This window comes from Streptococcus sp. 1621, assembly GCF_013276615.1.
GTDB lineage: Bacteria > Bacillota > Bacilli > Lactobacillales > Streptococcaceae > Streptococcus.
The window spans coordinates 2,024-27,158 of sequence record NZ_VMLJ01000004.1; the positions used below are offsets into that span (position 1 = coordinate 2,024).

A 25,135-nucleotide genomic window follows, 5' to 3' on the forward strand; every position below is an offset into this window, starting at 1 on the left:
CTGACGAAGTCAGTAACATCTATACGGTAAGGTGAAGCTGACGTGGTTTGAAGAGATTTTCGAAGAGTATTAGCGACTAGTTAGCTAGGAAAGGAAGACATTTGTGACAAATAATAAACTGTACTCGTTGGTAGAATTTAGAAATAAAATATATGAAGAATTAGAACTCTCCAGAAGTGATTTAGCGATTTTGCTATGTGCCATGCTTATCGCCTCTATCGGATTAAATATGGATTCGACTCCCGTGATTATTGGAGCCATGTTAATCTCTCCTTTGATGACACCTATTCTGGGAGTAGGACTCTCTCTAGCTATATTTGATTTTAAATTGTTAAGAAAATCTTTTAAAATATTAGCTATTCAAATTCTTGCCAGTTTAATAGCTTCAACACTTTATTTTTATCTTTCTCCTATTTCGTATGCTAGTTCGGAGATTGTTGCTAGAACCTCTCCGACTATTTGGGATGTTCTCATTGCTTTTGTAGGAGGGATAGCAGGTATTATTGGTGCTAGGAAAAAAGAGACCAATAATATTGTCCCTGGTGTCGCGATTGCAACCGCCTTGATGCCTCCTCTTTGTACGGTAGGTTATGCTATTGCTTCTGCTAATCTAAAATTTATCATAGGCTCCTCTTACCTATTCCTCATCAATTGTAGCTTTATTGTCATTGCGACTTATATAGGTGTCAGGTTGATGATGGTTAAGAAGCACTATTTTAGAGATAATGAAGAAGACTCTAAAATGCGCAGGATTTTGCTTTTAGTTGCTGTTTTGCTGATGATTCCGAGTTTCATCTCTGCAACGACTTTAGTCAGAGAAACGTTGAAAAAAGAGTCCCTTAATAAATTTATATCAGAGCAGTTTCAGGGGCATAATATTTTGAAAAAAACATATTCTAAAAAGACTCATACCCTAAAGCTAACCATCTCAGGAAATTATTTGACAGAAGAAGAACTCGATATGATTTCAAGTAAGAGGGGGGACTATGGTTTAAGTGATGTTTCTGTTCAAGTTTCCCAATTGTCTGATTCAGAACAACTTAGCAAGGAAGAACTGGTGGAATATTTCTTCCAGTATATCAAGGATAAGGAAGCAAAAGAAAAGGAAAAGGCTAATAAATTTGATACAGAGTCCGAGGAGCAATAATTTCTTGAGAATAGCTGGTTTTTTTCGTGAGTCTTCTATGTATCTCAAAGGAAGATTGTGGTCTTAAGTATAAACTTTTCTTCTATTATAGTAGGTAAGTCTTGACAGGGTTCAAAAAATGGTTTACACTTTATAAAGTTTATTACTTTGAAAAGGTGTGATACTGTGGCTACGGCAACAAAAAAGAAAAAATCAACAGTTAAAAAAAATCTAGTAATCGTGGAGTCACCTGCTAAGGCCAAGACGATTGAAAAATACCTCGGCAGAAACTACAAGGTTTTAGCCAGTGTCGGGCATATCCGTGATTTGAAGAAATCCAGTATGTCAGTCGATATTGAAAATAATTATGAACCGCAATATATCAATATCCGAGGAAAAGGTCCTCTCATCAATGACTTGAAAAAAGAAGCTAAAAAAGCTAATAAAGTTTTTCTGGCGAGTGACCCGGACCGTGAAGGAGAAGCGATTTCTTGGCATTTGGCCCATATTCTCAACTTGGATGAAAATGATGCCAACCGTGTGGTCTTCAATGAAATCACCAAGGATGCTGTCAAAAATGCTTTTAAAGAACCTCGTAAGATTGATATGGACTTGGTTGATGCCCAACAGGCTCGTCGTGTCCTGGATCGCTTGGTAGGCTATTCGATTTCGCCTATTTTGTGGAAGAAGGTTAAGAAGGGCTTGTCAGCAGGGCGCGTACAGTCCATTGCGCTTAAGTTAATCATTGACCGTGAAAATGAAATCAATGCCTTCCAGCCAGAAGAATACTGGACAATTGATGGCGTCTTTAAAAAGGGAACCAAGCAATTTCAGGCTTCCTTCTATGGAGTAGATGGCAAAAAGCTGAAACTGACTAGCAATGATGAGGTTAAGGAAGTCTTGTCTCGTCTGACCAGTAAAGATTTTTCAGTAGATCAGGTGGATAAGAAAGAGCGCAAGCGCAATGCTCCATTACCTTATACCACTTCATCAATGCAGATGGATGCTGCCAATAAAATCAATTTCCGTACTCGAAAGACCATGATGGTTGCTCAACAGCTCTATGAAGGGATCAATATCGGTTCTGGTGTTCAAGGTTTGATTACCTATATGCGTACCGATTCGACCCGTATCAGTCCAGTAGCGCAAAATGAGGCGGCAAGTTTCATTACGGACCGTTTTGGTAGCACGTATTCTAAGCACGGTAGCAAGGTCAAAAATGCATCAGGTGCTCAGGATGCCCATGAGGCTATTCGTCCGTCTAGTGTTTTTAATACACCTGAAAGTATTGCTAAGTATCTGGATAAGGATCAGCTCAAGCTTTATACCCTTATCTGGAATCGTTTTGTGGCCAGCCAGATGACAGCTGCTGTCTTTGATACTATGGCTGTAAAATTATCGCAAAATGGGGTTCAATTTGCTGCTAATGGTAGTCAGGTTAAGTTTGATGGTTATCTGGCCATTTACAATGATTCTGACAAGAATAAGATGTTACCGGATATGGCTGTTGGAGATGTGGTCAAACAGGTCAATAGCAAACCAGAGCAACATTTCACCCAACCGCCTGCTCGTTATTCTGAAGCGACACTGATTAAGACCTTGGAGGAAAATGGGGTTGGACGTCCGTCAACCTACGCGCCAACCATTGAAACCATTCAGAAACGTTATTATGTTCGCCTTGCAGCCAAACGTTTTGAACCGACAGAGTTGGGAGAAATTGTTAACAAGCTCATCGTTGAATATTTCCCAGATATCGTAAACGTGACCTTTACAGCTGAAATGGAAGGCAAACTGGATGACGTCGAAGTCGGAAAAGAGCAGTGGCAACGGGTCATTGATGCCTTTTACAAACCATTCTCTAAAGAGGTTGCCAAGGCTGAAGAAGAAATGGAAAAAATCCAGATTAAGGATGAAGCAGCTGGATTTGACTGTGAAGTGTGTGGCAGTCCAATGGTCATTAAACTTGGTCGTTTTGGTAAGTTCTACGCTTGTAGCAATTTCCCAGATTGCCGTCATACCCAAGCAATCGTGAAAGAGATTGGTGTTGAGTGTCCAAGTTGTCATCAGGGACAAATCATTGAGCGTAAAACCAAACGCAATCGTCTCTTCTATGGTTGCAATCGCTATCCAGAATGTGAATTTACCTCTTGGGACAAGCCTGTTGGTCGTGATTGTCCAAAATGTGGCAACTTCCTCATGGAGAAAAAAGTCCGTGGTGGTGGCAAGCAGGTTGTTTGTAGCAAGGGTGACTACGAGGAAGAAAAGATTAAATAAGAGGAGGAGCCCGAAAGTGAATTTCAGGCTCTTTTTGGTTAGAACTTGACAAAATTCATCATTGTATGCGAAACTAGAAGAAGATTATTTTAATTAGGAGTAGTTATGCGTCTTATCTATCTGATAATTGGTTTTTTATCACTGGCCTTGGCAATTGTTGGGGTTGTTTTACCCTTGTTGCCTACAACGCCTTTTCTTTTGTTGTCTATTGCTTGTTTCTCCAGAAGTTCCAAGCGCTTCGAAGACTGGCTTTATCATACCAAGCTCTATCAAACATATGTAGCTGATTTTCGGGAAACAAAGTCAATTGCGCGTGAACGTAAGAAAAAAATCATCGTTTCTATCTACATCTTGATGGGAATTTCCATTTATTTTGCCCCTCTCTTACCAGTCAAAATCGGTCTGGGAGCCTTGACCACCTTTATCACTTATTATCTCTTCAAGGTCATTCCAGACAAAGAATAGTTAAAATAGTAGTTATTTGCCTTGATAAAAATGAAAGCATATTCACAACAATATGATATAATGAATTTAAAGTAATCTTCAAGGAGAATCAAATGATTTACGAATTTTGTGCTGAAAATGTGACCTTGCTTGAAAAAGCGATGCAGGCTGGAGCTCGTCGAATCGAACTTTGTGATAATCTAGCAGTGGGGGGAACAACACCAAGCTATGGAGTGACCAAGGCAGCGGTTGAATTGGCAGCTAACTACGATACGACCATCATGACTATGATTCGTCCACGTGGTGGCGACTTTGTCTACAATGACCTAGAAATTGCTATTATGCTAGAAGACATTCGCTTGACTGCTCAGGCTGGAAGTCAAGGGGTTGTATTTGGGGCTTTAACTGCTGAGAAGAAGTTGGATAAGCCTAATCTTGAAAAGTTAATTGCTGCATCAAAAGGAATGGAAATTGTCTTCCACATGGCCTTTGATGAATTGAGTGATGAAGAGCAGTTGGAGGCTATTGACTGGCTCAGCCAAGCCGGTGTCACTCGTATCCTAACTCGCGCTGGTGTGTCTGGAGATTCACTAGACAAACGTTTTGCTCACTATCACAGAATTTTGGAGCACGCTAAAGGTAAAATTGAAATTCTACCAGGTGGGGGGATTGACCTTGACAACCGTCAAACCTTTATTGACCAGCTGGGCGTGACACAATTGCACGGAACTAAGGTTGTCTTTTAAAAAATAGAAAGGAACTGCTAGCTTTGGGTAGCAGTTTTCACTTATGTTTGAAATTTTTAAATCCTATCAGTTTAATCACGAAAAGGCTAAAGCTTTTGGTTTTGTAGAAAATGGGGAAGTCTGGAATTATAGCAGCCAGATTTTGCAGGGCGACTTTGTCATGACTGTGTCCATCACTGCTGATAATGTGAGTTTTCAGGTCTTTGATCAGGAAACGGGTGACCTCTATCCTCAAGTTCATATGGAAAGTATGACAGGAAGTTTTGTTGCAAGTGTCCGTGAGGCTTGTCTGGAGATTCTCTACCAGATTCGGAAGGCTTGTTTTGATGTACAAGATTTTATCTGTCCTCAGACTAAGCGTATCATGGCTCAGATTCAGGAAAAGTATGGTAATCAGTTGGAGTATCTGTGGGAAAAATCACCTGATACGGCAGTCTTAAGACATGAAAGTAATAAAAAGTGGTATGCCGTCTTGATGAAAATCTCTTGGGATAAGCTGGAAAAAGGTAGAGAAGGTCTAGTCGAAGCAGTCAATCTCAAACACGACCAAGTAGCAGATTTGCTTTCAAAAAAGGGAATTTATCCAGCCTTTCATATGAACAAACGCTACTGGATTAGTGTGGCTTTTGATGATACGTTGTCAGATGAAATGGTACTGGAATTGATAGAAAAAAGTTGGAATTTAACTTCTAAAAAATGATACATTTCAAGATTTTTCAAGAACTTTCAATTAGCAAAATATTCTCTACTGAAGAAATTTTCAGAAAATATTTGATTTTTTCTTGACAAGTGCTTTTGCCTATGCTAAAATACTAAACAAGATATCAAACGAAGGAGAAAGTCAAACATGAAAACAGCTAAGTTTAATCAATTTGCTTTGTTGTTGAGGTACTCGGGCTAGTGCAAAAAGCATTAGTCCTGTTTGGCTTACCAAGCGGGAGTAAATCAACATCTCGCTTGGGTTTCTGAGCGAGATGTTTTTTTAAAAATCACATTTGGAAAAGGGGAAATCTTATGAGAACAGTTGAATTTCTAGATACCAGCCTTCGGGATGGAGAGCAGACACCCGGTGTTAACTTTTCAATCAAAGAAAAAATTGCCATAGCAAGGCAGCTGGAGAAATGGGGCATTTCAGCCATAGAAGCTGGTTTTCCAGCAGCTAGCCCAGACTCATTTACGGCAGTACAGGAGATTGCTAAGGCTTTGAAGAAAACGGCAGTGACTGGTTTGGCACGGTCTGTCAAGTCTGATATTGATGCTTGTTATGAGGCCCTCAAGGACGCCAAGTATCCACAGGTTCACGTCTTTATCGCTACCAGTCCGATTCACCGCAAGTATAAGCTCAATAAGAGCAAGGAAGAGATTTTGGAAGCTATTAAGGAGCATGTTTCTTATGCCCGTTCTAAGTTTGAAGTGGTCGAATTCTCTCCTGAGGATGCGACTAGAACGGAGTTGGACTTTCTCCTACAAGTCGTTCAAACAGCGGTAGACGCAGGGGCGTCTTATATCAATATTCCTGATACGGTAGGATTTACCACACCAGAGGAATACGGAGCTATCTTCAAATACTTGATTGAGAATGTCAAGGCGGAACGTCAGATTGTCTATTCGCCTCACTGTCATGATGACCTCGGAATGGCAGTAGCTAATAGCCTTGCTGCTGTCAAGAACGGAGCAGGACGTGTCGAAGGAACCATCAATGGTATCGGGGAGCGAGCTGGTAATGCTGCTTTGGAAGAAATTGCAGTTGCCCTCAATATTCGTCAAGATTACTATCAAGCAGAAACCAGTATTGTTCTAAATGAGACTATCAATACGTCAGAAATGGTTTCACGCTTCTCAGGAATTCCAGTTCCTAAAAACAAGGCTGTGGTTGGTGGTAATGCCTTTTCTCACGAGTCTGGTATTCACCAAGACGGAGTCCTTAAAAATCCTCTTACCTATGAAATCATTACACCTGAATTGGTTGGTGTCAAGAGTAACAGTCTTCCGCTTGGAAAATTGTCAGGTCGCCATGCCTTTATTGAGAAACTAAGAGAATTGGCCCTAGACTTTACAGAAGAGGACATCAAACCACTCTTCGCTAAGTTCAAGGCTCTGGCAGATAAGAAACAAGAAATCACAGATGCAGATATTCGTGCGCTGGTCGCTGGAACCATGGTTGAAAATCCAGAAGGATTCCATTTTGATGATTTACAACTTCAAACCCATGCAGATAATGATATTGAAGCGCTCGTAAGCCTAGCCAATATGGATGGTGAGAAAGTTGAATTTAATGCGACAGGGCAAGGTTCTGTTGAAGCAATCTTTAATGCTATCGACAAGTTCTTTAATCAATCTACTCGCTTGGTATCCTATACCATTGATGCGGTGACAGATGGAATTGATGCCCAGGCTCGGGTTTTGGTCACTGTTGAAAACAGAGATACAGAAACCATCTTTAATGCAGCAGGGCTTGATTTCGATGTGTTGAAGGCTTCGGCTATTGCCTATATAAACGCTAATACTTTTGTTCAAAAAGAGAATGCTGGTGAGATGGGACGCAGTGTTTCTTACCGCGATATGCCTAGTGTGTAAAGGAGAAGGCTATGACAAAGAAAATAGTAGCTCTAGCAGGGGACGGAATTGGCCCAGAAATCATGGAGGCTGGTTTAGAGATTCTGGAAGCTCTAGCTGAAAAAACAGGCTTTGACTATGAAATAGACAAACGACCTTTTGGAGGTGCAGGTATTGATGCTGCAGGGCATCCTTTACCTGATGAAACCCTCAATGTATGTCGTGAAGCAGATGCCATTCTCCTAGCGGCTATCGGTAGTCCCCAGTATGATGGAGCAGCGGTTCGCCCTGAACAAGGCCTGCTGACTCTCCGTAAGGAACTCAATCTCTATGCCAATATTCGCCCTGTAAAAATCTTTGATAGTCTCAAGCATTTGTCACCACTAAAACCAGAACGAATTTCTGGTGTAGATTTTGTCGTTGTGCGGGAGTTGACAGGCGGGATTTACTTTGGGGATCATATCCTTGAAGAGCGGAAAGCGCGTGATATCAACGACTACAGCTATGAAGAAGTAGAGCGGATTGTTCGTAAGGCATTTGAAATTGCAAGAAATCGCAGAAAAATCGTTACTAGTATCGATAAGCAAAATGTTCTAGCGACTTCAAAACTCTGGCGGAAAGTAGCTGAGAAGGTCTCACAGGATTTCCCAGATGTGACTTTGGAACACCAGTTAGTGGACTCAGCTGCCATGCTCATGATTACCAATCCTGCCAAGTTTGATGTCATCGTGACGGAGAATCTTTTTGGAGATATTCTCTCTGATGAATCAAGCGTCCTATCTGGCACACTTGGAGTTATGCCATCAGCCAGTCATTCTGAAAATGGACCAAGTCTCTATGAACCTATTCACGGTTCAGCACCTGATATTGCTGGTCAAGGAATTGCCAATCCTATCTCCATGATTTTATCAGTGGCCATGATGCTGAGAGACAGCTTTGGACGTTATGAGGATGCAGAGCGTATCGAGCATGCTGTTGAGACAAGTTTGGCAGCTGGTATTTTAACGAGAGATATAGGAGGTCAGGCTTCGACCAAGGAAATGACGGAAGCTATTATTGCAAGGTTATGAAGTTAGATGAAAAAATTACTCTTGCCCTCTTGATTTGGAATGTCATGATTTTCATCATTTATGGCATTGACAAATCTAAGGCAAGAAGAAGAGCGTGGCGCATCCCTGAGAAAATCTTACTCATTTTAGCCTTTACTTGTGGTGGTTTTGGGGCCTGGTTAGCAGGAATCATCTTTCATCACAAGACTCGAAAATGGTATTTTAAAACAGTTTGGTTTCTTGGTATGGTGTCCACACTAGTAGCCTTATATTTTATTTGGAGGTAATGGATGGCAGGAAAATCGATTTTTGATAAATTATGGGACCGTCATGTCATCACAGGAGAAGAGGGGCAACCCCAACTCATGTATGTGGACCAGCACTATATTCATGAAGTGACCAGCCCTCAGGCTTTTCAAGGACTACGAGATGCAGGTCGCAGATTGAGACGGCCAGACTTGACATTTGGAACCTTTGACCACAACGTCCCGACGGTCAATATCTACGATATTAGAGATGTCATTTCCAAGGCTCAAATTGATAAGCTGGCTGAAAATGTTGAGGAGTTTGGGATTGAACATGCGGCCCACGGTTCCGAAAAGCAAGGAATCGTTCATATGGTTGGTCCAGAGACAGGACGGACCCAACCAGGAAAATTCATTGTCTGTGGAGACAGTCACACAGCAACCCACGGAGCTTTCGGAGCAATCGCCTTTGGGATTGGGACCAGTGAAGTCGAGCATGTCTTTGCTACCCAGACACTCTGGCAGGTTAAACCAAAGAAAATGCTGGTGGAATTCACTGGCGTCCCTCAAAAAGGAGTTTATTCCAAGGATTACATTTTAGCCTTGATTGCCAAGTACGGTGTTGCCTGTGGAGTTGGCTATGTGGTGGAATATCGTGGGCAAGCGATTGATGCACTGAGTATGGAAGAGCGAATGACTATCTGCAATATGTCCATCGAGTTTGGATCCAAGATGGGAATCATGAATCCAGATCAAACCACCTATGATTATCTCAGGGGACGCGAGTGTGTTCCAAAGGACTTCGAAGAGGCTGTGGCGGATTGGAAAACAATTGTCAGTGATGAGGATGCCGTTTATGATAAGGTTATCCAGATGGATGTCTCAGGATTGGCTCCCATGGTGACTTGGGGCACCAATCCTGCTATGGGTGTTGACTTTGACAGTAGCTTCCCAGAAATTAAGGATATGAATGATGAGCGAGCCTACAATTACATGGACTTGGAGCCTGGTCAAAAGCCAGCTGATATTGAACTAGGCTATATCTTTATCGGTTCTTGTACCAATGCTCGTCTCAGTGACTTGCAACTGGCTGCGCGATTTGTCAAAGGAAAGAAAATAGCCCCCAACTTAACGGCTATCGTAGTCCCAGGTTCTCGTCCTGTCAAACGAGCTGCTGAGAAGTTGGGCTTGGACAAGGTATTTCTAGATGCTGGCTTTGAGTGGAGAGACCCTGGTTGCTCCATGTGTCTGGGGATGAATCCTGACAAGGTTCCAGATGGCGTTCACTGTGCCTCAACCAGCAACCGCAACTTTGAAGACAGACAGGGATTTGGTGCTAAGACTCACCTCTGCAGTCCAGCCATGGCAGCTGCAGCAGCTATCGCAGGGCGCTTTGTAGATGTTCGGAAAATGCCAGAAGCCCAGTAAGGAGAGGATATGGAGAAATTTACAGTTTATACGGGAACGACCGTTCCTCTCATGAATGATAACATCGACACCGACCAAATCCTTCCCAAGCAGTTTCTCAAGTTAATTGATAAAAAAGGCTTTGGTAAGTACCTCATGTATGCTTGGCGTTATTTGGATGACAAGTATACTGAGGACCCAGACTTTGTCTTTAACCGACCTGAATATCGTAAAGCTAGTATTCTCATTTCAGGGGATAACTTTGGGGCAGGGTCTTCGAGGGAACACGCAGCTTGGGCTCTAGCGGACTATGGTTTCAAGGTCGTAATTGCAGGATCTTTTGGTGATATTCATTACAATAATGAACTCAATAATGGCATGTTGCCTATTGTACAGCCCAGAGAGGTTAGAGAGAAACTAGCACAGCTAAAACCAAGTGACCAGATAACTGTGGACTTGGAACAACAAAAAATCATCTCACCAATTGGAGAATTCACTTTTGAAATCGATAGTGAGTGGAAACACAAACTCTTAAATGGTTTGGATGATATCGGTATTACCTTGCAGTATGAAGATTTGATTGCTGCTTATGAAAAACAACGACCAGCCTACTGGCAGGATTAGAAGAAAAATAGAAAAGGAAATAGAACTATGACAAAACACATTCAATGGAACGGAACACTTTCACAAGAAGGCTATGACATTTTAAAAGGTGAGGGCGGATGTATCGTTTGCCCTACAAAAGTTGGTTACATTATTATGACTAGTGACAAGGCAGGTCTTGAACGCAAGTTCGCAGCCAAAGAGCGTAATCGTAACAAACCAGGTGTTGTTCTCTGCGGTAGCATGGATGAGCTTCGTGCTTTAGCACAACTCAATCCAGAAATTGAAGCCTTCTACCAAAAACATTGGGATGAAGATATTCTTCTTGGTTGTATCCTTCCTTGGAAACCAGAAGCCTTTGAGAAATTGAAAGCTTATGGGGATGGCCGTGAAGAACTGATGACTGACGTTCGTGGTACTAGCTGTTTCGTTATCAAGTTTGGGAAAGCTGGTGAACAATTGGCTGCCAAACTTTGGGAAGAAGGCAAGATGGTCTATGCCTCATCTGCAAACCCATCTGGAAAAGGAAACCGTGGTAAGGTAGAAGGTATCGGAGAACGCATCGAAGGAGCAGTGGACCTTGTCATTGAAGCAGATGACTATGTGGCATCTATCCAACCTGACAAAACGATTGAAACACGCTACGAGCAAGGTGTGATGGTCTCTATGGTCGATAAAGACGGCAAACTCATTCCAGAACAAGGAGGAGCTCGCTCAACTTCACCAGCTCCAGTTGTAATCCGCAAAGGGCTTGACATTGATAAAATCATGATGCACCTGTCAGATACCTTTAACTCATGGGACTACCGCCAGGGAGAGTATTATTAGGATAGAGAAGAAGTCTAGCGTTAAGAGACATTAAAGCTCCTAACACTGGGCTTTTTGTTTAGAAATTCTTTTCATTTTTTGATAGATATGATATGCTAGAGGTGAACTATATATTAATAGAACTTACTTGTAAAAGTTAATTAAAGGAGTATTCAAATGAACAGTAAACAAAATAATTACTTTTTTGTTGGTACAAGATTTGGTGATGATGATTATCTTGAATATTTCAGGAAAGAAGGAAAGTGGGAATTAGGATGGCATAACAACGAGGAAAATAAACAGTATCAAAAAATGTTAAAGTTGTTTAATAAAATTAAACCAGGTGACATTTTATTTGCTAAATCCACATATGTCAAAAAGAAGAATTTACCTTGTGTAAAGAAAGATGATTTAAAGGTTTCTGTGATGAAAATTCGTGGAATGGCGACTGTTAAAGAGATTTTAGATGATGGGCATACCATTATTGTTGATTGGAATAAAGAGTATATAGAGAGGGAGTGGTTTTTCTTTACGGGGCAAGAAACAATATGGTTTCCATCAGATATTAAGTATCGAACTAAAGAGACTAACCAGTTAATAAAATTTGCTGCAAGTGATGAAATTATAATTCAAGACTATGACTATTTTTTGAATCATCCTAATTGGAAAAAGTATAAAAAATTAGAAAGCGAAACTATGTTAAGGAATGATTTTTTATTTGATTATAGTGGTATATTAAAAAAATCCAAAAACCTCATCCTTCGAGGTGCACCAGGTACGGGAAAAACTTATCTTGCTAAAGAAATTGCTAAAGAGTTAACGGAAGGCAACGAAGATCAAATCGGCTTTGTACAGTTTCATCCATCTTATGATTATACGGATTTTGTTGAGGGTTTAAGACCGGATTCAAATGAGGATGGCAGTATATTTTTTAAATTAAAAGAAGGTATTTTTAAGAAGTTTTGTCAGAATGCTATAGATTCTAAGAAGATTGGAGGTCAAGATAATTTTGAAGAAACGTGGGCTAAGCTAACGGATGCTATCAATGAAAAGCAAGGACAATACTTCTTCCCTCGTAGTTCGGTTCCAGCCAGTTTAAATAGTCAAGGGAATGTGAAGTTTGATTCTCCTGTTGCTACCAAAGAAAAAGTGTATCTTTTGTACAAGGGTGAGGAGACTAAGTTAAAGTACGAAACTTATCAAAAAATCGTTTTAGATCACATGAAAGAAAGTTATGGCTTATGTGATTATGTTTCTCCAACAGAGGTTGACACTGACAAAAAATTCGTCTTCATCATCGATGAAATTAACCGTGGGGAGATTTCTAAGATTTTTGGGGAACTCTTTTTCTCTATCGACCCTGGTTATCGTGGTGAAAAGGGGAGTGTTTCTACTCAGTATGCTAATTTACATGAGACTGATGAGAAATTTTATATCCCTGAGAATGTCTACATCATCGGAACCATGAATGATATTGACCGTTCAGTGGACACCTTTGATTTTGCTATGCGTCGTCGTTTCCGTTTTATTGAAGTTACTGCTGAAAGCCAATTAGGTATGCTCGATACTGCTCTTGGTGATAAAGCTGAAGAAGCGAAAAAACGTTTAAGAAACTTGAATGTTGCTATCGAAAACGTTCAGGAATTAAATAGTCATTATCATATCGGACCAAGTTATTTCCTTAAGTTGCAGGATGTAGACTTTGACTATGAATTACTCTGGTCTGATTATCTCAAACCACTTTTGGAAGATTATCTACGTGGTTCCTATGAGGAAGTTGAAAAACTAAAAATATTGAAAAAAGCGTTTGATTTAAAAGAAAATGAGCAAACTATTCAGAAACATACAGGTGACGAAGAAAACGATGAAAATAAAGATGAGGATAACTGATAATCATCATGAAATTGCTAAAGAAGACTTTGTCGCAGAATATCCCAAACTAAGTCAAGCACTTCTTGATAGAACACTGGATAACCTTTCTAAAGAGGACAATATCTTTATTTTTCCAAATGACCTACAATATTCTCCAGATTTGGATAAGAAACAAAAGATTTTGGAAACGGTCAATCAGGAAATCAAGACAGGAAATGTGATTGGTTTTCTGGGCTATGGTCAGGAGAGATTAACAATCTCCTCTCGTTTTTCGATTAAAGGTAATGACCATTTTTTGCATTATCTTTTACAAAAGGTTCTTCATATCAATCTCACTAGTTTAGATGTAGCTTTGTCACGTGAAGATAAGCTCTATCAACTTTTGATGTATCTCTTCCCCAAGTATCTACAAGCTGCTATTCGAAAAGGTCTTTATAAGGAATACCATCGATTTTCTCATAACGACAGTAATGTTAAGGGAGTGATTGATGTAAGAAAGCATCTCAAGAAAAACCTTCCTTTCACGGGAAATATTGCCTACACAACGAGAGAGTTCACCTATGATAATCCCCTCATGCAGTTGGTCCGTCACACTATTGAATACATTAAGAACCAGAAAAGCATTGGTCAAGGGGTACTAGATAATCTCTCAACTAGTCGTGAAAACGTAGCTGAAATCGTGCGTGTAACGCCTTCTTATAAACTAGCTGATCGTGCTAAGATTATTCGGGTAAATCAATCTAAACCTATACGTCATGCATACTTTCACGAGTACAGAAAGTTACAAGAACTTTGTCTGATGATCCTAAACCAAGAAAAGCACGGTTTGGGGTATCAAGATCAAAAAATTCATGGTATTCTTTTTGATGTTGCCTGGCTTTGGGAAGAGTATGTTCATACTTTGTTGCCAAAAGATTTCATCCATCCACGAAATAAAGATAAGACGGACGGAATTTCAGTATTTTCTAGTCGAGAACGAAAAGTTTATCCAGATTTTTATCATCAAGAGTTAAAAATCGTTTTAGATGCTAAGTATAAAAAACTGGAATTGACTGAAAAAGGAATAAACCGTGAGGACTTGTTCCAACTGATTTCCTATTCTTATATTTTAAAAGCTGAGAAGGCTGGTCTTGTTTTTCCGAGCGAGGACAAGGTTGTTGATAATGAGATAGGAAAGCTAGCAGGTTATGGAGCTTTGTTGAAGAAATGGTCTATCCAAATTCCTCAGAAGTCTTCATCCTATAGTGAATTTTGTGAAATGATGGAAAACTCCGAAGAAACTTTTAAAAGTAATATTACTAAAAAAGTGGGGAGAAAATAATTTCCCCTCTTTCTTTTATTTTTAACATAACTAAAACCCGAACGATATGTTTTTATTTATAAAAATATTTGACAAAAACTGTACTTTGGTTTATAATTAATTAAGGAAACGTCGGAAAAGGCGTAGTGATGCGAGAGCATAGGTAGGTCATTACAAAAGAAACGAGACATCGATATGTTAAATGAATTTCCAATTTTTGATTACGAAGATATTCAATTGATTCCAAATAAATGTGTGATTAAAAGCCGAGCAGAAGCGGATACAAGTGTCACTTTAGGAAATCACACCTTTAAACTACCTGTTGTGCCAGCTAATATGCAGACGATTTTGGATGAAAGTGTAGCAGAGCAATTGGCTAAAGGTGGGTACTTCTACATTATGCACCGTTTTGATGAGGCAGGACGTATTCCTTTTATTAAGCGCATGCATGAGCAAGGGCTCATTGCTTCTATCTCTGTCGGTGTTAAGGATTATGAGTATGATTTTGTCAGACAGCTCAAGGCTGATGCTCCTGAGTACATCACGATTGATATTGCCCATGGTCATGCGGATAGCGTGATTTCTATGATTCAACACATCAAGAAAGAATTGCCAGATACTTTTGTTATTGCTGGGAATGTGGGAACACCAGAAGCTGTGCGTGAATTGGAAAATGCTGGTGCGGATGCTACTAAGGTCGGAATTGGTCCTGGTAAGGTTTGTATCACCAAGGTTAAGACTGGTTTTGGTACAGGTGGTTGGCAGTTGGCTGCTCTACGCTGGTGTGCTAAGGCTGCACGTAAACCGATTATTGCTGATGGCGGAATTCGTACTCACGGCGATATTGCCAAGTCTATCCGATTCGGTGCCAGCATGGTTATGATTGGTTCCCTCTTTGCAGGACATATTGAAAGTCCAGGGAAAACGATTGAAGTCGATGGTGAACAGTTCAAAGAATATTATGGTTCAGCCTCACAATATCAAAAAGGTGCTTACAAAAATGTGGAAGGCAAACGCATCTTGCTTCCTGCCAAAGGTCATCTGCAAGACACTTTAACTGAGATGGAACAAGACCTTCAAAGTGCTATTTCATATGCAGGTGGACGTCAGGTTGCTGACCTTAAACACGTTGATTATGTTATCGTGAAAAACTCCATCTGGAATGGGGATGCTTCCCACTAAAACGGCCTATCTCACTAGAAAAAAACTTGTTATTAGAGCAAATTTCTGTTATAATAAAACAAGTTTCCACCCTTAGTGTAATGGATATCACGTAAGATTCCGGTTCTTGAGATGGGGGTTCGATTCCCTCAGGGTGGATGTAAATAGCTCAGGAGTCTGAGTACAAATAGAACAAATCATAAAACACATCATATCATGTCTAGTAAAAACCTTGATATGATGTGTTTTATTTTTTTATAATGCACAGATTTTCTAAATTCTTAACAATGCGATAAATGATTTAACAATCCTCTTTCTGATATTAGAAGTTAGTGGAAGTAATATACAGAAGAGATAAAATATTTTGTACGTCAAAGTTGTCTAATTATGAACAAAATGATATACTAAAATCAACAATTTAGATTTCTTTCTCAATAAGTTACTAGGTTGATATATATATATATATATATATGGAGGCTTGATATTTTGTCAAATAAAAAGGAAATTTTTTCCATTCGTAAATTAAAAAATGGTCGTTCAGACTCAGTAAAAATAGGTACTCTCGGACTCATTATGGGTGCTGCTATCGCTTTGTCTGTCAACACTCAGTCTGTAGAAGCTGCTATTATCGATAACGGAGATGGAACTACTACTATATCAAATAGTAAGGGTTCTATCACAGTAGATACAGCACATGTGAAATTTGAGAATACTGATTATGAGTATGATTATCCTTCAAAAGATTTTGATCCTAATCCAAAACCGAATGAAACAGGTATAGATAACATTACTAAAATAGGTAAGGTAGACTACAAATATGTATCAACTGATGGGACTGTTTTAGAAGAAGATAAAAATCAAGATGCAGGCTTTGAAAAACAAATTTCGGTAGATTATGAAGTATACGGACCATATGGAAAAGTCTTCAAATCATTAACAGGTAACGAAATTACCGATACTGATTTAACCAAGGCAAAAGAGCACGGTGCCGCAGGAAAAGATACTATTGAAAAAAATAATACTACCTATCATAAGATCGGGGATCCAGCTGTAGAAATTACAGGTGATGGAGGAGGGGTATACTCTGACTCTACTCTTGGAAATGTGACTGCAAAACTAACTTCTGAAGGTCTTGTTCAAAATGATGGGAAAATTAACCACAGTGGAGTTAAACCAGGAGGTCGTAGCTGGATTGTCGAAGAAACTGGCAAGGGGACTTACGGTAAATATGTATTAGCCGATACACCAGCCACTACATCTGATAAATGGCTAGAAGATACATTCAAGGCGGGAGAAGCCACAGCAAAAGATTATACTTCTACGAATATCGCTACAGATGGTGGTGTCAAGGAAGGTGATTATGTTTTCGTATTAGAAAAAAATACCTTTGTAACAGGTGAACGTAACAAACTGGGTTTTACCTATGTCGTGAATTTTCCTACAGCAAATAATATATCTACTCTTCATGAATTTTATGAGGCAATCAATGCTCACAAAGACAATCCCGATGACCTTAGTCATGAAGGAACTAGAACTTTTTTAAAAGGGTATTTAGCTTACATCAAAGAAAAAGGTTTGCAAAATACAGAAGGGAATATGAAAAGATACCTTGCGTTTTCATATCTCGGTCAACCTGGAGTCGAAGACTCAGACAAGGAAGATATCCTGGATTCCGAAAAGAGACCAGCTACTGCTACAATATTTGATCCCGATAAAGACATCATAGTTGGTAATGAATCTGGAGGTGACGAAGAAGATGGGTATGGACTCTACTTCAATCTAACCGTTAATGGCCCTGCTACTGAGAAGTATAACTATCGTACAGCCTATACACCCCTTCGTGCTTATCGTTTAGGTAGTGGTCATACTACTATCACCTACACCTATAGTCCTGAAGTAACGAGTAGATCTGAAAAGAAAGGCTCGGTTACCGTACATTATCAAACAGAAGATGGAACAACTCTTAAATCTTCATATAATGATACTGTTGATGCTGTAGTAGAAGTTGAAACAAAAACTTACTATCTTGATGCGAATAATCAAGAAGTAGTTGTCAGCACAAACAAAACTGCAGAGAACGTTCAATACAATACAAAAGAAAGCGATGCAGAAAAACCTCAAAGATTAGAAGCAAATGGTTCTGTTTATTATATAAAAGAGAGTGGAACAAAAACTACAGTAAATGGTGTAGCTACAACTTCAGCAATAGAAGAAGGAACTGTTGTAGAAGGAACAACAGAGGTCACTTATGTCTATGAAAAAGCAGGTTCAGTCATCGTTAACTACAAAACAGAAGATGGAACTCCACTTACAGGTACAGTAGTAGACGAAGATGGAGCTGGTAAAACTGTAGTTTCAGGTACGAAAGATGTTGATAATGGTAAACCAGGAGATCCGTACAACACTGCAGATAACGGAATGAAACCAACCCGTGTTAAAACTGCAGAAGGGAAAGTATACAAATTGGTTGAAGGTTCAACTGAAGGTGAAGAAACAGGTACAGTAGTAGCTGGAGAAACGAAAGAAGTAACATACGTTTATAAAGAAGTTACTGGCGACGTAGTCGTTCACTATGTTGACACAGAAGGTCACACAATCGCGGCTGATAAAGATGATCTTAAAGGTGCTTCTCTAAACGCTAAATACGACACAACTGACAACAAACCAGAAAAAATCACTGGAGAAGACGGAACTGTTTACTACATTACAAAAGCTGGTCTTAAAGACGGTTCTAAACCAGAAACTGGAGATATTGTTGAAGGTACAACAGAAGTCACTTATGTTTACGAAAAAGCTGGATCAGTCATCGTTAACTACGTTGATACAGAAGGCACTCCACTCCAAGGAACTAACGAAAATCAACAACCAGTGACTCAAACGGTTACGGATACTGATAATGCCAAAGCCGGTTCAGACTATGATACACAAGATCATAAACCAGCAAGCATTACTACAGCAGATGGTAAAGTTTATAAACTGGTTCCTCAACGTACGACAGGAAATGAAACAGGCAAGGTTGTTGCAGGGCAAACTCTTGAAGTAACTTATGTATATCAAGAAGCTAAAGGGAATGTAGTTGTTAAGTATGAAGATACTGAGGGTAATGTAATCGCTGCTGACGAACAAGATGAAACAGATGCTTCTCTAAACGTTAAATACGATACAGCTGACCACAAAAAAGATGAAATCACTAAAGATGGTGTTAAATATTACCTAACAGCTAAAGAATTGAAAGACGGTTCTAAACCAGCTACTGGAGACGTAGTAGAAGGAACAACTACAGTAACTTACGTTTACGAAAAAGCTGGATCAGTAATAGTTCATTATACAGATCAAGAAGGTAATCCAATATCAGGAACAGATCCAGAAGGAAATAATGTCCCTGAAACTAATAATGATACAACAGATGGCAGACCAGGAACTGACTATAACACTGCAGATAACGGAATGAAACCAGACCGTATTAAAACTGCAGAAGGAAAAGTATACGAACTAGTGCCTGATTCTACAATCGGAAATGAAACTGGTAAAGTAGTAGCCGGAGATACTGTAGAAGTAACATACGTTTATAAAGAAGTTAAAGGTAATGTTGTTGTTAAGTATGAAGATACTGAAGGTAACGTAATCGCTGAAAACGAAAAAGACGAAACAGATGCTTCTCTAAACGTTAAATACGATACAACTGACCACAAAAAAGCCGAAATCACTAAAGATGGTGTTAAATACTACCTAACAGCTAAAGCACTTAAAGACGGTTCTAAAGAAACTGGAGATGTTGTTGAAGGTACAACAGAAGTAACTTACGTTTACGAAAAAGCTGGATCAGTTCTTGTTCATTACGTTGATACAGAAGGCAATCCACTCCAAGGAACCAATGAAAATCAACAACCAGTGACTCAAACGGTTACGGATACTGATAGTGCCAAAGCAGGTTCAGACTATGATACACAAGATCATAAACCAACAAGTATTACTACAGCAGAAGGTAAAGTTTATAAACTGGTTCCTCAAAGTACTAGAGGAAATGAAACAGGCAAGGTTGTCGCAGGGCAAACTCTTGAAGTAACTTATGTATATCAAGAAGCTAAAGGAAATGTCATCGTTAAATTCCAAGATACAGAAGGCAATCCTATTGCGGATGATGAAAATGATGAAACAAACGCTTCTCTTAATACAAACTACAACACGTCAGAACATAAGAAAGCGACTATCGTAAAAGATGGTATCACTTACTATCTAACTGATAAAGCCCTAAAAGACGGCTCTAAACCAGAAGAAGGACCTGTTGTAGAAGGAACTACAGAAGTCACTTATGTTTATGAAAAAGCTGGATCAGTAATAGTTCATTACGTTGATACAGAAGGCAATCCACTCCAAGGAACCAATGAAAATCAACAACCAGTAACTCAAACAGTTACGGATACTGATAATGCCAAAGCCGGTTCAGACTACGATACACAAGATCATAAACCAACAAGTATTACTACAGCAGAAGGTAAAGTTTATAAACTGGTTCCTCAAAGTACTAGAGGAAATGAAACAGGCAAGGTTGTTGCAGGGCAAACTCTTGAAGTAACTTATGTATACATTCTGGAAAACGCCGTACCAGAGCCTAAGTCAGAGCCTAAACCAGAGCCTAAGCCGGAACCTAAGCCAGAGCCTAAGCCGGAACCTAAACCAGAGCCTAAGCCAGAACCTAATCCAGAGCCTAATCCAGAAAAATCAAATAGTATCCAGCCGGAATCAAAGAAATCAGAAGAAAAACTACCGAATACTGGTACAGAAAAAAATACGAACGTATCAACTATGGGATTACTAGCTATGGTAACAGGATTGGCATTAGGGTTATTTAAGAAAAAAGAAGAATCAGAATAACTCAATCTTTTGATTAGTTATTAGCTGAACTTATAATAACTAAATAGTGACTTCAATCAAATGTCTTAATTATTAAATTAAAATTGATGATTCTGAGCACTTCAAAAAACGCAATGTTAAAATTGAAAACATTGATTTACCAATCTTTTCCGGCTATGTATTTTGATGAACAGGTCGTTTTCAGAGGTGCTTTTGAATTATTGATTGATAAAAACTATTTTAGTGTCATTCTAGCTTCCACGATATGAGATGGAAAATCTTTTCTCCTTTTTGTGAGAGGAGATTTTTCAATTTTTATACTGAAAATAAGAGAGGGAAATATGTCAAGAATTATTACACTGCATTCTTTTACAAAAATACAGCGATATGGTTTTGAAAGTACCCAGTTTTATCGAGCGCGTATCGCAAGATATCTGGGAGTAGATTATCTCCATATTCTGACAAACCCACAAGTTAGACCTGACTGGAAGGTGGTTTTAAAAAAGCTAGGATTTTTAGAAAAAGAACTAATCTGTGTTCCTCATAGTTTTTCTGATATAGGACATGATTCCTTATCGGTTAAGCCTGAAACTCTCAATTTATCAGATAGTGATACGGTTGAACTCACTGCAGATGGTTTTGTCTCTTCTCTTACGTTAGGAGATGGCTCGGGTCGTTACTATTATACAAGTGGCCCTTTCCTTTTTGAAGATTTTAAGGCAAAAGAATTACGCTGGTTTCATAAAGATGGAAATCTAGCACTTGAAGGGCGTTTTATCAATCCATTCAAAGAACCTTCTCCTGTTTCTTTATTTTATCCTGAATATATTTTTCGAAAAGATGGAGTTATTTACTCTGAAGAAGATTTACTTGTCAAATTTTTGGTTGATATAGCTCAGGATACAGACTTAATTATTCGCGATCAACAAAGTATACCAAAGCCTAGTCTATGGAGATATATGGAAAACACGGGTAAGAATTACTATGAAGTGATTCATTCAAATGTTTTAATGAATATGTCACATGCTAATTTAAGGAAAAAAAATAAGTATCTTGTGGCTAGTGAGAAATTAACAGAATCATTACAAACAAAGGGCTATCATTCCACATTCTTAGCTCCTATGTTTTCAGAAAAGTTAGGAGAATTAAGACATATAGGCCCAATACGAGACTATTGCTTGGTGGGGCATATGGGGGAAATAAAAAATGTTGGACTAGTTATTGAAGCATTTATTGAGTTGTATAAAAAGGGTTCAAATGTTGAGATTACATTTTATGGTGGATCGGAAACAAGAATACAAGAACTTCGTAATCAGTATGATATCCCTCCCACAATTCATCTAAGAGGAGTGGTAGATAATGTTCCTTATAATCTACATCAATGCTATCTATCAGCCAGTTACACTGAATTGTTTGCAAATGCCTGTGTAGAAGCTTTGAGTCATGGCTTGCTAGCTTTGTTATCAGATGTGGACATTGCTCATCGTTTCTATGCAGAACAATCCAGTGCAATCACCTTATTTAGAACAAAGGAAGAGTTAATAGAAAAGATAGAAGAAATGGAACAAGTGGATTTTTGTAAATCAAATGCAGAAAATATCGCCCTAGCATCTCACTATTCACTAGAGACAGTAGCTCAAATATACCGAAAATTACTAGATAGGAATTTCTAGGATGTTGGGAATTCTAGCTATCCTATTGCTCTATTTCTGCTTGATTTCCTGGATTGCCTATCGGCAAAAAGGGAGTGAGGGGGACTATTATCAGGTTAAGAAAGCTGTTCCAGTGACAGTTTTGGGCTTCTCAGTCTTTGCCACCTTGCTCAGCCCCATTTCCTTTCTGACTCTGGTGGGGAATGCCTATACAGGTAGATCCTATCTCTGGTTTGCCCAGTGCGGGATTTTTCTAGCCATTCCACTAGCTCATCGCTATTTTCTGCCCCTCTATCAAAAGGGAAACTACGAGACAGCTTATCATCTTTTAGAGGACAAGTTTCAATCTCCTAGCATTCGTTCACTGGCTTCAGGACTCTTCATCCTCTATCAGTTGGGGCGAATAGCAGTGGTGACCTACTTGTTGTCTCAGGCCTTAGCGCCCTTTATCCCTCTCAATCAGCTGGTCTTGTCAGGTCTACTCCTTCTTTTGACGGTCTATTATCTGGCAAGGGGTGGTCTCTTGGTTGTGCTGTGGACGGACTTCTTTCAGGGCTTGGTCCTGCTGGCTATATTAGCTCTCTTTCTACCAAGAATTGCCCAATCTGGTTTAGTCATGAATAGCAGTCAACAGATATTTCACTTTGCAGAGACGCTGGATGGGAAGACGGTCTTGATCTTAGTTGTAGGAGCAGGTTTTAGTAGCTTGTTTTCCTACGTTTCCTCACAGGATATTGTCCAACGTTTTAATAGCAAAATGGGGCGCCAAAAGATTGGAAAAATCTTATGGCTACAGGGACTCTTGTCCTTTGGGATTGCCAGTTTACTGTATCTGATTGGTCGCTTGATTCGTCAGGAAAATTTTGCCACCACATCGCCCAATCCTGTTCTCATTGCCTATGTTCAGGAATGTCTATCACCTTGGTTTGGCAGTTTCATCATGCTAGCTCTCTTGACAGCAGGCCAATCCACAGTTTCATCCAGTATGAATGCAATTGTGACCTGCTTGAAGTTGGATTTTGCTTGGTCAAAGATTCGCTGGTCGCCAAGTATCCTATCCTTTGCCTTAGCAGGTTTGTCTTGGTTCCTCTGCCTCTTACTCATGAATGCAGAAATCTACTCCATCTACGAATGGATTAACGGCTTTATGGGGCTGACACTAGGCGTGATAGGTGGTTTGTATCTCTTGGTTTTACTCCTCAAAAGACCGAGTTTACAACTAGCCAAAATCTATCTGTTCTTTAGTTTAGGAGCCTTGTTTCTCTATTATTACAGTGGTTTATTTGCCAACCCCAATCCTTGGTTAAATAGCATCATCACTACCCTATCTGCCCTGTTTATCTCAATTCTAGGAAGACTATATGAAAGCACAATCTAAACCCATAGCCGTCATTTTGATCCGTTCGGGTTCACGCGGCTTAGTGGATAAAAATATCAAACCACTTGTAGGAAAACCTTTGGTTTTCTACACCATAGAAGTCGCTCTAGCCTCCAAGCTATTTAGTGATATCTGGGTTTCTTCAGACTCACTAGCCTATCTGGAACTTTGTCGTCAAGCCTATCCAGAGATTCGTTGTGTCCACAGACCAAAAGAATTGGCCTTGTCAACAACCTCTAGCTTAGAAAGCTTGCGAGACTTTTTACAGCCCTTTGAGGAAGAGCAGATCTTTGTGAATCTACAGGTGACCTCACCCTTGAGAGAGGTGGAGCACCTCGTCGAGTCCTATCACCTCTACTGTCAGTCTGGCGCCGACCATTTGATTTCCTGTGTTAAGGCGGACAAGAGTCGTAGTCTTTTCTTGCAGTTAGAGGAGTCACCTTTTATCCGTCCGCCTCAGGTGTCCAAGCACTATGCTCGGCAGAAAGAGCCTGTCTATTACTATCCCAACGGTAGTATCTGGATTTCTCGCAAGGATCGTTACCTACGAGATGAGACCTTTTACACAGATAAGACAGTAGCCTATGAAATGTCTAAACTCTATTCTTATGATATCGACGATGCCTTGGATTTTGAAGTCGTTGAGACCTTGCTACAACATCACCACCTAGGAGAATCAAAGAGATGAAACACCTCATCATTGCTACAACGCCCTTACAGGCTAAAATTGCCCATCATATCAAGGGATTTTATCCTGATCAGGACTTTGTCAGTCTTTATGTCAGTTCTGTCAAAAATGCCCGTCAGGAGCATTATGCTAAGGATTTTGACCATGTTTACTATCCTCAGAACGTAGAGGACTTGACTCAGATTTGTCAGGAACTGGCGGGAGACTATGACACTATCTTTTATGCTAGTTTTGACAATAGCTTGATTCTGGACTTGGTTGCTAGTTCCTCCTACCAGCATCTCATGAGTTTTGATGATGGCTATGCGGATATTTACCCCTTGGGCATGTATGCTTGCCCTCTCCATCCTAGTCAGGTAGGCTCTTTGGACTTGACCAGAGATGACTTGATTGAGCGGACGGAAAAGCACTATACCCTCTATCGCAGTGACTACCATATCGTAGCTAGAGAAAAGCTTGTTTATCTGGAGCATTTTTTTGACCTGCCACAAGCACCCGTCTCAAATGGTAAGACGGTCAAGGTCCTGCTGGGACAAAAGTTCTCTGAGGAGGATGACCAAATCTCCATCCGTTTTATCAGTACCTATGCTAAGGCTTTGGCAATTGACCTCTATCTCCCCCATCCCAAGGAAACCTTCCATATTCCAGATGTAACTTACTTGGCTACAGATTTAATCTTTGAAGATGTCCTAGCCCATCTTTTTCAAGAATACGAGTTTGTTCAGGTCTACCATTTTACTTCATCAGTCAGTCTCCACTTACAAGACCTGCCTCATGTGACTATCATAGGCATTTCCCTCCCCTACTATGAGGCCCGTCAAAATGAATTACGCCGATTGGGTTGTCAGTTTGAAACGATTCCACTTGGCTGGTAACTTAAAGTAAATAACTTGCACCCCTTATTCTAATATTTTCCCATTTTAATAGTAGTCGATAAGTTCCCTTGGGTCACTTGTTTTCTCCCGTTTTAGAG

19 protein-coding genes and 1 tRNA gene are annotated in these 25,135 nt (G+C 39.7%); all 20 read left to right on the forward strand.

Annotated features, from left to right (window positions below; genetic code table 11):
* Positions 1 to 103: 103 nt before the first annotated feature.
* The 20 genes from HT697_RS00645 (at position 104) to HT697_RS00740 (ending at position 25,037) form a co-directional block, all read left to right on the forward strand.
* Positions 104 to 1,147, forward strand: coding sequence for a TIGR00341 family protein (locus HT697_RS00645; RefSeq protein ID WP_050083959.1), 1,044 nt, complete (start codon positions 104 to 106; stop codon positions 1,145 to 1,147).
* Between the two features lie 165 nt (positions 1,148 to 1,312).
* Positions 1,313 to 3,400, forward strand: a complete 2,088-nt coding sequence (gene topA, locus HT697_RS00650; protein WP_173261713.1) for a type I DNA topoisomerase — start codon at positions 1,313 to 1,315, stop codon at positions 3,398 to 3,400.
* Positions 3,401 to 3,505: 105 nt separating this feature from the next.
* Complete coding sequence (locus tag HT697_RS00655) at positions 3,506 to 3,865, forward strand: YbaN family protein (RefSeq protein WP_173261716.1); 360 nt, start codon at positions 3,506 to 3,508, stop codon at positions 3,863 to 3,865.
* A gap of 92 nt (positions 3,866 to 3,957) precedes the next feature.
* On the forward strand, positions 3,958 to 4,590 hold the full coding sequence (locus HT697_RS00660; protein WP_173261719.1) for a copper homeostasis protein CutC: 633 nt from the start codon (positions 3,958 to 3,960) through the stop codon (positions 4,588 to 4,590).
* 43 nt (positions 4,591 to 4,633) lie between these two features.
* Positions 4,634 to 5,290 (forward strand): MmcQ/YjbR family DNA-binding protein, encoded by a 657-nt coding sequence (locus HT697_RS00665; protein WP_173261722.1) that lies wholly within the window; start codon positions 4,634 to 4,636, stop codon positions 5,288 to 5,290.
* A 314-nt stretch (positions 5,291 to 5,604) separates the two neighbouring features.
* Positions 5,605 to 7,167, forward strand: coding sequence for a 2-isopropylmalate synthase (locus tag HT697_RS00670; RefSeq protein ID WP_173261725.1), 1,563 nt, complete (start codon positions 5,605 to 5,607; stop codon positions 7,165 to 7,167).
* Positions 7,168 to 7,178: 11 nt separating this feature from the next.
* On the forward strand, positions 7,179 to 8,216 hold the full coding sequence (leuB, locus tag HT697_RS00675) for a 3-isopropylmalate dehydrogenase (protein ID WP_173261728.1): 1,038 nt from the start codon (positions 7,179 to 7,181) through the stop codon (positions 8,214 to 8,216).
* Complete coding sequence (locus HT697_RS00680; protein WP_000762420.1) at positions 8,213 to 8,482, forward strand: DUF1294 domain-containing protein; 270 nt, start codon at positions 8,213 to 8,215, stop codon at positions 8,480 to 8,482. Before leuB ends, HT697_RS00680 begins: the two co-directional genes overlap by 4 nt.
* A gap of 3 nt (positions 8,483 to 8,485) precedes the next feature.
* Entirely contained in the window at positions 8,486 to 9,868 is a 1,383-nt protein-coding gene (gene leuC / locus HT697_RS00685; RefSeq protein ID WP_164226206.1) for a 3-isopropylmalate dehydratase large subunit, read from the forward strand.
* A gap of 9 nt (positions 9,869 to 9,877) precedes the next feature.
* Entirely contained in the window at positions 9,878 to 10,471 is a 594-nt protein-coding gene (gene leuD, locus HT697_RS00690; protein WP_000410620.1) for a 3-isopropylmalate dehydratase small subunit, read from the forward strand.
* 27 nt (positions 10,472 to 10,498) lie between these two features.
* Positions 10,499 to 11,278, forward strand: coding sequence for a Sua5/YciO/YrdC/YwlC family protein (locus tag HT697_RS00695; RefSeq protein ID WP_000160498.1), 780 nt, complete (start codon positions 10,499 to 10,501; stop codon positions 11,276 to 11,278).
* Between the two features lie 156 nt (positions 11,279 to 11,434).
* Positions 11,435 to 13,147: an AAA family ATPase gene (locus HT697_RS00700; RefSeq protein ID WP_173261731.1), complete on the forward strand. Its 1,713-nt coding sequence runs from the start codon at positions 11,435 to 11,437 to the stop codon at positions 13,145 to 13,147.
* Complete coding sequence (locus tag HT697_RS00705; protein ID WP_173217808.1) at positions 13,134 to 14,450, forward strand: McrC family protein; 1,317 nt, start codon at positions 13,134 to 13,136, stop codon at positions 14,448 to 14,450. The genes HT697_RS00700 and HT697_RS00705 overlap by 14 nt, the downstream gene beginning before the upstream one ends.
* A 174-nt stretch (positions 14,451 to 14,624) precedes the next feature.
* The gene (locus tag HT697_RS00710; RefSeq protein WP_173217810.1) at positions 14,625 to 15,611 is read left to right on the forward strand and encodes a GMP reductase; all 987 of its coding nucleotides are present in this window, start codon (positions 14,625 to 14,627) and stop codon (positions 15,609 to 15,611) included.
* Between the two features lie 66 nt (positions 15,612 to 15,677).
* Positions 15,678 to 15,749: transfer RNA gene (locus HT697_RS00715), tRNA-Arg, on the forward strand.
* Between the two features lie 327 nt (positions 15,750 to 16,076).
* On the forward strand, positions 16,077 to 20,465 hold the full coding sequence (locus HT697_RS00720; protein WP_205402775.1) for an LPXTG cell wall anchor domain-containing protein: 4,389 nt from the start codon (positions 16,077 to 16,079) through the stop codon (positions 20,463 to 20,465).
* A gap of 320 nt (positions 20,466 to 20,785) precedes the next feature.
* A complete protein-coding gene (locus tag HT697_RS00725) occupies positions 20,786 to 22,117 on the forward strand; it encodes a glycosyltransferase (protein ID WP_112443765.1) in 1,332 nt (443 codons plus the stop codon).
* Position 22,118: 1 nt separating this feature from the next.
* Complete coding sequence (locus HT697_RS00730) at positions 22,119 to 23,474, forward strand: sodium:solute symporter (RefSeq protein ID WP_112443764.1); 1,356 nt, start codon at positions 22,119 to 22,121, stop codon at positions 23,472 to 23,474.
* Positions 23,458 to 24,162, forward strand: coding sequence for an acylneuraminate cytidylyltransferase family protein (locus HT697_RS00735; RefSeq protein WP_173261734.1), 705 nt, complete (start codon positions 23,458 to 23,460; stop codon positions 24,160 to 24,162). The genes HT697_RS00730 and HT697_RS00735 overlap by 17 nt, the downstream gene beginning before the upstream one ends.
* Positions 24,159 to 25,037 carry a glycosyltransferase family 52 gene (locus HT697_RS00740; RefSeq protein ID WP_173261737.1) on the forward strand — a complete coding sequence of 293 codons (879 nt, stop codon included), beginning with the start codon at positions 24,159 to 24,161 and terminating at the stop codon, positions 25,035 to 25,037. The genes HT697_RS00735 and HT697_RS00740 overlap by 4 nt, the downstream gene beginning before the upstream one ends.
* The last annotated feature ends 98 nt before the right edge of the window (positions 25,038 to 25,135 follow it).

Bases quoted from the DNA above. Each gene is read 5' to 3' on its own strand.
- HT697_RS00660 (WP_173261719.1), top strand. From the start codon at position 3,958: ATGATTTACGAATTTTGTGCTGAAAATGTGACCTTGCTTGAAAAAGCG.
- HT697_RS00700 (WP_173261731.1), top strand. From the start codon at position 11,435: ATGAACAGTAAACAAAATAATTACTTTTTTGTTGGTACAAGATTTGGT.
- leuC (WP_164226206.1), top strand. From the start codon at position 8,486: ATGGCAGGAAAATCGATTTTTGATAAATTATGGGACCGTCATGTCATC.
- HT697_RS00655 (WP_173261716.1), top strand. From the start codon at position 3,506: ATGCGTCTTATCTATCTGATAATTGGTTTTTTATCACTGGCCTTGGCA.
- HT697_RS00725 (WP_112443765.1), top strand. From the start codon at position 20,786: ATGTCAAGAATTATTACACTGCATTCTTTTACAAAAATACAGCGATAT.
- leuD (WP_000410620.1), top strand. From the start codon at position 9,878: ATGGAGAAATTTACAGTTTATACGGGAACGACCGTTCCTCTCATGAAT.
- HT697_RS00680 (WP_000762420.1), top strand. From the start codon at position 8,213: ATGAAGTTAGATGAAAAAATTACTCTTGCCCTCTTGATTTGGAATGTC.
- HT697_RS00665 (WP_173261722.1), top strand. From the start codon at position 4,634: ATGTTTGAAATTTTTAAATCCTATCAGTTTAATCACGAAAAGGCTAAA.
- HT697_RS00730 (WP_112443764.1), top strand. From the start codon at position 22,119: ATGTTGGGAATTCTAGCTATCCTATTGCTCTATTTCTGCTTGATTTCC.
- HT697_RS00710 (WP_173217810.1), top strand. From the start codon at position 14,625: ATGTTAAATGAATTTCCAATTTTTGATTACGAAGATATTCAATTGATT.
- HT697_RS00695 (WP_000160498.1), top strand. From the start codon at position 10,499: ATGACAAAACACATTCAATGGAACGGAACACTTTCACAAGAAGGCTAT.
- leuB (WP_173261728.1), top strand. From the start codon at position 7,179: ATGACAAAGAAAATAGTAGCTCTAGCAGGGGACGGAATTGGCCCAGAA.
- HT697_RS00705 (WP_173217808.1), top strand. From the start codon at position 13,134: ATGAGGATAACTGATAATCATCATGAAATTGCTAAAGAAGACTTTGTC.
- HT697_RS00740 (WP_173261737.1), top strand. From the start codon at position 24,159: ATGAAACACCTCATCATTGCTACAACGCCCTTACAGGCTAAAATTGCC.
- HT697_RS00670 (WP_173261725.1), top strand. From the start codon at position 5,605: ATGAGAACAGTTGAATTTCTAGATACCAGCCTTCGGGATGGAGAGCAG.
- HT697_RS00735 (WP_173261734.1), top strand. From the start codon at position 23,458: ATGAAAGCACAATCTAAACCCATAGCCGTCATTTTGATCCGTTCGGGT.